Consider the following 6417-nt stretch of genomic DNA (forward strand, 5'->3'; position numbering starts at 1 on the left):
GCTTGGGGGAGAAGTGGCGGCCAAGGAGGCCGGCAAGGCGCGGGACGAAGGCAAGGAGTACGTCGTCAGGGACGGCGACGTGATGCTGTTCAAGTTCAACACCTGAGCGGCGGCCTGCCGCTGCTGTTCGCCTTGACAGTTCAGTGCCCGCAGTCAAGGTAGAGGACTGACATGTCAGTGGCCCGGCGGCACGTTCCGGCTGGATGAGCAAGCGGACGGCGCGCTGGGGTTACCGACTGAGGTACGTACACGGAGCGGCCGGAGGCGGCCGCCTAGGGAGGACTGACAATGCGCACCATCAAGGGGCCGGCGATATTCCTGGCCCAGTTCGCCGGTGACAAGGCGCCGTTCGACACGCTCGACAACATCTGCCGGTGGGCAGCGGACCTCGGGTACAAGGGCGTGCAGATCCCGACCTGGGTCTCGGCCTTCATCGACCTCGAGAAGGCTGCAACGTCAAAGACCTATGCCGATGAACTGAAGGGACGGGTGAACAGCCACGGGCTGGAGATCACCGAGCTGTCGACCCACCTGCAGGGTCAACTGGTCGCGGTCCACCCAGCCTATGACACCGCATTCGACGGCTTTGCCCCCAAGTCGGTGCACGGCAACTCCAAGGCCCGCACCGAGTGGGCCGTGCAGCAGGTCAAGTGGGCGGCCCAGGCATCGCGCAACCTGGGGCTGAAGGCGCATGCCACATTCTCGGGCGCGCTGGCCTGGCCCTATCTGTACCCGTGGCCGCAGCGTCCTGCCGGGCTGGTAGAGGAGGCCTTCGACGAGCTGGCCCGCCGCTGGCTGCCGATCCTCGACGAGTTCGATCGCAATGGCGTCGATGCCTGCTACGAGATCCATCCGGGTGAGGATCTGCACGACGGCGTCACCTACGAGATGTTCCTCGAACGGGTGAAGAACCACCCGCGCGCCAACCTGCTCTACGATCCGAGCCACTTCGTGCTGCAGCAGCTGGACTACCTCAGCTACATCGACTTCTACCACGAGCGCATTCGCGCGTTCCACGTCAAGGACGCCGAGTTCAACCCCAGCGGCAAGCAGGGTGTCTATGGCGGCTTTCAGTCCTGGGTGAACCGGGCCGGACGCTTCCGCTCGCTGGGCGATGGGCAGGTCGATTTCGCCGGCATCTTCAGCAAGCTCAGCGCCTACGGCTTTGATGGCTGGGCGGTGCTCGAATGGGAATGTGCCATCAAGTCGGCCGAGCAGGGCGCGGAGGAGGGGGCCCCCTTCATCCAGAGCCACATCATCCGCGTGACGGAAAAAGCCTTCGACGACTTCGCCGCGTCGGGGACCGACACGGCCGCCAATCGCCGCATGCTCGGGCTGAGCTAGTCACCGCGCTGCCCCGAACTCGGTGTCATCCCGGCGTAGGCCGGGACCCATCCCGAGATATCTCAAGCTGGGCCCCGGCCTTCGCCGGGGTGACCGGGCGAGGGCCAGGCAGCGGACCGATCGAACAAGAGGGAAGAGGAACAAAATGGCAGAGAACGGCGCATCGCGCATTCGTCTGGGCATGGTCGGCGGCGGCACGGGAGCCTTCATCGGCTACGTTCACCGCGTCGCGGCCCGCATCGACGGCGACTACGAGCTCGTGGCGGGGGCCCTGTCGTCACGCCCCGACGTGGCGATCGAGTCCGGCAAGAACGTCGGCCTCGCCGAGGACCGCATCTACACCTCCTACGAGGAGATGGCCGCCAGGGAATCCGCCCGCAAGGATGGCATCCAGGCGGTCTCGATCGTGACCCCGAATCACATGCACTACGGCCCGGCCAAGGCCTTCCTCGAGGCGGGCATCCATGTGATCTGCGACAAGCCGATCACGTCGACGCTCGACGACGCGCGGGCGCTGGCGGCGATCAAGCCGAAAAAGGGCGCCAAGTTCCTGCTGACCCACAACTACACCGGCTATCCGCTGGTGAGGCAGGCGCGTGAACTGGTGAAGTCCGGTGCGCTGGGCAAGATCAGGGTCGTGCAGGTCGAGTACCCACAGGATTGGCTGACCAACGCCGCAGATCCGGGCAACAAGCAGGCCTCCTGGCGCACCGATCCCAAGCGCTCCGGTGCCGGCGGCGCGATCGGCGACATCGGCACCCACGCCTACAACCTGGCGCGCTTCGTGACCGGCCTGAAGACCGAGGCGGTAAGTGCCGATCTCACCAGTTTCGTCAAGGGCCGCAAGCTTGATGACAATGTCCACATCCTGCTGCGTTTCGCCGGTGGCGCGAAGGGCATGCTGTGGGCGAGCCAGGTGGCGGTGGGTAACGAAAACGGCCTGCAGCTCAGGGTCTACGGCGAAAAGGCCGGGCTCGAATGGCGTCAGGACAATCCCAACTACATGTGGTTCACCGAGTTCGGCAAACCCAAGCAGCTGCTGACCCGCGGCGGCGCCATCTCCGCGCCGCCCGCGGCTTCGATGAACGTGCGTATCCCCGGAGGCCACCCCGAGGGCTACCTCGAGGCTTTCGCCACGCTCTACAGCCAGTTCGCCCAGGTGATCCGCGGCGAGGGCAAGGATGTGGCCGGGCTTCTGCCGAGCCTCGCCGATGGCGTCGAGGGCATGGAGTTCATCATGGCTTCCGTCCATTCCAGCCAGAACGATGGCAAGTGGACGAGGCTCAGCGACGTCTAGGTGTCGGGGAGGCGACGGCCGGCCCGCCCGGGTTGGCCGGAACCTGGCCGATCCGTTCGACAGTGAACCCGCGCTGCCCCAGCAGCGCGGGAAGCCCGTCGGGGCCGACAAGGTGGCCGGTCCCGACGATCACCATCGAGTCGACGTCCTCGGCGAGAACGTCCTCGATGGTCGCAACCCAGCGAACATTGCGGTCGGTCAGCAACCGGCGATAGCGCACACCGTCGGCGGGTCCCATTTCCTGCCGGATCAGGGCATCCAGCGCCTCGGTGTCGCCGCTCTCCCAGGCATCGGTCATGCGGGCGAGCTGCCGCTCGACTCCACCCGCCTGAAGCGCGTCGATCGTCGCCATCAATCCCTCGATCTGCTGGTCGAGCGGTACCCTGGAAAAGAAGCCCAGTTGCTCTTCGGCCGTCTCGAAGCCGCGCTTCTTGTCGGGTGACACCTCGGCGTCGATGAGGATGTCGACCCCCGCGGTCGTGCCTTGAACACTGCCGCTCGACAGCGTCACCTCGGCCATCCAGGGCTGCAGCCGGTCGAATATCAGCGGATCGAGTCCGGCGGCAGCGATGGCGCGGTCGAGTCGCTCGTTCTGGTCCTCGGTGAGCAGTTCGCTCAGCCGTTGGCCGCCGCGCAGGCGGCCGTCGAGGATGGTCAGCCTGGCGATCGTGGCATAGGCGGCCGCGTCGAAGACCATTTCGAACCAGACCTGCTCGGAATCCTGCAGGGCGGCGTCGAAGGTCTGCGTGCGCCAGTTCATCTGGCGGCTGAACAGGTGGATCGAGCCGAACAGCCAAACGTGACTGTCGTCGTCGCTCACCCGCCACATCGCCGGCTCGGCTGCCGCGGGCAGGCTCGCTCCCAGGACGAGGCACGTCGCAAGGGCGAAGCCTCGCAGCCGCGAGCGCATCGCGCCGAAGCCGTCAGTGGGTCCAGGGCGTCCGGCGATCGGAACGGAAGTTGTCCGAATAGCTCGTCCGCTTCGGCGTGGAGCGGTGCTCGGGGAGCACATGGTAGGCGATGCCGTTCTTCTGGGCATAGGCCTCGGCCTCCTCGAGCGTGTCGAAGCTCAACCTGACCTGCGCCCGCGTATCGGTGGTCGAGGTGTATCCCATCAGCGGTTCGATCTCGCGCGGCGACGCCGGCTCGTGCACCAGCACCCAGGCCTTGGACTTGCCGCGTCCGGACTGCATCGCGTTCGGCGCAGGTCGGTAGATACGTGCCGTCATCGTCGTCCTCGTGGAATGGTCGGGGCAGAGTGATTCGAACACTCGGCCCCCGGTTCCCAAAACCGGTGCTCTACCAGGCTGAGCTATGCCCCGACTGTGGACATTCCGATACCGTCACTTGGTCCAAAGAGCAAGCAGCGGCCAGGGGCGGTTGACGCGCCGGGGCAAAACGCATGACAAGCAGCCATGTTCGATCTCACTCTCCCCTGGCCACCCGGCTTCAGTCGTCGCAACGGCGTGCTGCTGATTGCTGGCTTCGCCCTGCTGATCGCGGCGCTCTACTGGCTGGATCGACCGCTTTCCATCTTCGGCACCGGGCTGCCCGAGCCGGTCCGGGCCGGCTTCGGCTGGCTGACGCAATGGGGGGAGTCCGACTGGATCCTCTACCCCTCATTGGTGCTACTGGTCGCTTTCCTGCTGCTGCGCTTCCTGCCGATGCCCCGGCTCCGCGCCGGCTTCGGACAATTGGCGGCCGTGGCCGGCTTCGTCTTCCTCGGGGTGGGCCTGCCGGGCCTGGCCTCCACCCTGCTGAAGCGCCTCATCGGTCGCGGCCGGCCCGAGGTTTATCACCCGGAACTTCCGCTCGCTTTTCGCTGGAACCTGTCGGACTACGACTACCAGAGCTTTCCGTCCGGGCACGCCACCACGTCGTTCGCGCTGGCAATGGTGGCCGCATTCCTCTTCCCGCGCCTGGCGCTGCCTGCACTCGCCGTGGCGGTCCTGATCGGCTTTTCCCGGATCGTCGTGGGGGCGCACTACCTCACCGACGTCACGGCCGGCGCCGTGCTCGGCACGCTGGGCGCCTACGCCGTCCGCAACGCCTTCGCGTCGCGCAACTGGCTCTTCACGGCCGAGGGCGGACGCATCGTCCGCCAGCCCTTCTCCGCGGTTGCGGCGCTGTTCCGCCGCCCGTGACGTTCGCGCGCCGCGCGGCCACCAACCGTTGCTAGGCTGCGGCGTAGCGCTCCAGCGCTGCCCCCATGTCTGCCTTCAGGTCCTCAATGCCCTCTAGGCCGACATGGATGCGGAACATGCACCCCTTGGTTGTCCACGGCGTCGCGGTGCGGATGCGCTCGGGGTGGATGGGGATGCACAGGCTCTCGTAGCCGCCCCATGAGTAGCCCATGCCGAACAGCTCAAGTCCGTCGAGCATTGCAGCCAGTGCCGCCCGCGGCTTTTCTTCGATCACCATGGCAAAGAGGCTGCCCGAGCCGGTGAAGTCCCGACGGAAGAGGGCATGGTCCGGGTGGCTCTCGAGTGCCGGATGCAGCACCTGGCTGACCAGAGGGTGCGATTCTAGCCAGCGCGCCAGCTCGAGTGCTCGCTCGCGCTGCTCCTTCATCCGGATAGCCAGCGTCCGCAGCCCTCGTGCCGCGAGGTAGGCATCGTCCGGCGAGGCACAGATGCCGGCCAGTCGATGCGTGCGCTGCAACCGGGGCCACCATTCGGCGTTGGCCGATGCCGTCCCGAACATCGCATCGGAGTGTCCGATGAACATCTTGGTGCCCGCATGCACGACGATGTCCGCGCCCAGCGCGAGCGGCTTGTAAAAGAGCGGGGTGGCCCAGGAGTTGTCCACCATCACCGCGATCCCCCGCGGCCCTGCAACCGCGGCGATGGCCGGCAGGTCCTGCACCTCGAAGGTCAGCGATCCGGGGCTTTCGGCGAAGATGAGGCGCGTCCTGTCGGTCACCAGGTTGGCGATGCCGGCGCCGATCCGGGGGTCGTAGAAGCGCGTGGTGACCCCCATTCTCCCCAGGGTTTCGCGGCAGAACAGACGGGTCGGCTCGTAGACGGAGTCACTGAGCAGGATATCGTCGCCGGCCGAGACGACTGAGAGCAGGGCGGTGCTGATCGCGGCGAGACCCGACGGCGCCAGCACGGTGCCTGCCGCCCCCTCTAGCTCGGTGATCACCGTTTCGACCGCCTGGGTCGAGGGATTGCCGGTGCGGCCGTATCGGTACGGGGCGCCCGTCCCCTCGAGATCGTCCAGGGTTCTGAACAGCACTGTCGAACCGCGATACACCGGCGTGTTCACGAAGCCGAACTGCTCGTCCGTCCTCCGTCCGCTATGCGTGAGAATGGTTTCCGGGGACGCACTTCGGGCGTCTTTCCCAGCACTGGAGGTCATGTCGAGATCCTGCTCAAAATGCAGTCATTGGTGGTTGGTGAACAAAAAACAGTCAGCCGTGCTGCCCCATTTCGGCCATAGAGCTTGACGCAACCGTCAATTGCCGCTTCGATGCTAGCAGCATCACTCCCGCCCTCCAAGGCGGCGGTGCCGCCGGTACGCGCTGCCAGCCAGGCGTGCCGGTCCAAACAGGGTCAGGAAACAAGGCAACAACAATGCTCAATAAGCTTCTCACCGTCGCTCTCGCGGCAGGCCTCGGCCTCTCCGCGACGGCCGCCGTGGCGCAGACGACCGCCTCGGCCACGCTCGATGCGGTCAAGGCCAAGGGGTACGTACAGTGCGGCGTGACCGGTGGCGTCCCCGGCTTCTCCGCTCCGGACGCCAACAACAACTGGACCGGTCTCGAGGTGGATTTC

General features: G+C 66.3%; 7 protein-coding genes, 1 tRNA gene and 1 pseudogene. 5 read left to right on the forward strand and 4 right to left on the reverse strand.

Annotation, left to right across the window (positions count from 1 at the left end):
- From ACE3TU_RS17375 to ACE3TU_RS17385, 3 genes are all read left to right on the forward strand, one after another.
- Positions 1-106, forward strand: a 106-nt coding sequence (locus ACE3TU_RS17375; protein WP_374626486.1) for a DUF933 domain-containing protein, incomplete at its 5' end; no start/stop codon positions are given.
- Positions 107-288: 182 nt separating this feature from the next.
- The gene (locus tag ACE3TU_RS17380) at positions 289-1344 is read left to right on the forward strand and encodes a sugar phosphate isomerase/epimerase family protein (RefSeq protein WP_374626474.1); all 1056 of its coding nucleotides are present in this window, start codon (positions 289-291) and stop codon (positions 1342-1344) included.
- 145 nt (positions 1345-1489) lie between these two features.
- A complete protein-coding gene (locus ACE3TU_RS17385) occupies positions 1490-2641 on the forward strand; it encodes a Gfo/Idh/MocA family protein (RefSeq protein ID WP_374626476.1) in 1152 nt (383 codons plus the stop codon).
- On the opposite strand, the gene ACE3TU_RS17390 is transcribed toward ACE3TU_RS17385, so the two are convergent.
- The 3 genes from ACE3TU_RS17390 to ACE3TU_RS17400 form a co-directional block, all read right to left on the reverse strand.
- Positions 2628-3551: a TraB/GumN family protein gene (locus tag ACE3TU_RS17390; RefSeq protein WP_374626479.1), complete on the reverse strand. Its 924-nt coding sequence runs from the start codon at positions 3549-3551 to the stop codon at positions 2628-2630. The genes ACE3TU_RS17385 and ACE3TU_RS17390 overlap by 14 nt on opposite strands.
- A gap of 13 nt (positions 3552-3564) precedes the next feature.
- A complete protein-coding gene (locus tag ACE3TU_RS17395; protein ID WP_374626481.1) occupies positions 3565-3870 on the reverse strand; it encodes an ETC complex I subunit in 306 nt (101 codons plus the stop codon).
- A 16-nt stretch (positions 3871-3886) separates the two neighbouring features.
- A tRNA-Pro gene (locus ACE3TU_RS17400) sits at positions 3887-3963 on the reverse strand.
- Between the two features lie 93 nt (positions 3964-4056).
- On the opposite strand from ACE3TU_RS17400, the gene ACE3TU_RS17405 reads away from it, so the two are divergent.
- Complete coding sequence (locus ACE3TU_RS17405) at positions 4057-4785, forward strand: phosphatase PAP2 family protein (RefSeq protein ID WP_374626483.1); 729 nt, start codon at positions 4057-4059, stop codon at positions 4783-4785.
- A 31-nt stretch (positions 4786-4816) separates the two neighbouring features.
- Here ACE3TU_RS17405 and metC read toward each other — a convergent pair whose 3' ends face one another.
- Entirely contained in the window at positions 4817-6001 is a 1185-nt protein-coding gene (gene metC / locus ACE3TU_RS17410; RefSeq protein ID WP_374626485.1) for a cystathionine beta-lyase, read from the reverse strand.
- 215 nt (positions 6002-6216) lie between these two features.
- Here metC and ACE3TU_RS17415 point away from each other — a divergent pair.
- Positions 6217-6417, forward strand: a pseudogene (locus ACE3TU_RS17415) (amino acid ABC transporter substrate-binding protein); the annotation flags it as partial.

The organism is Devosia sp. (assembly GCF_041917035.1).
Taxonomy (GTDB): domain Bacteria; phylum Pseudomonadota; class Alphaproteobacteria; order Rhizobiales; family Devosiaceae; genus Devosia_A.

What these genes read in the sequence shown, in the direction of transcription:
- ACE3TU_RS17380 (WP_374626474.1), top strand. Translation starts at nt 289, where the DNA reads ATGCGCACCATCAAGGGGCCGGCGATATTCCTGGCCCAGTTCGCCGGT.
- ACE3TU_RS17385 (WP_374626476.1), top strand. Translation starts at nt 1,490, where the DNA reads ATGGCAGAGAACGGCGCATCGCGCATTCGTCTGGGCATGGTCGGCGGC.
- ACE3TU_RS17390 (WP_374626479.1), bottom strand. Translation starts at nt 3,551, where the DNA reads ATGCGCTCGCGGCTGCGAGGCTTCGCCCTTGCGACGTGCCTCGTCCTG.
- ACE3TU_RS17395 (WP_374626481.1), bottom strand. Translation starts at nt 3,870, where the DNA reads ATGACGGCACGTATCTACCGACCTGCGCCGAACGCGATGCAGTCCGGA.
- ACE3TU_RS17405 (WP_374626483.1), top strand. Translation starts at nt 4,057, where the DNA reads ATGTTCGATCTCACTCTCCCCTGGCCACCCGGCTTCAGTCGTCGCAAC.
- metC (WP_374626485.1), bottom strand. Translation starts at nt 6,001, where the DNA reads ATGACCTCCAGTGCTGGGAAAGACGCCCGAAGTGCGTCCCCGGAAACC.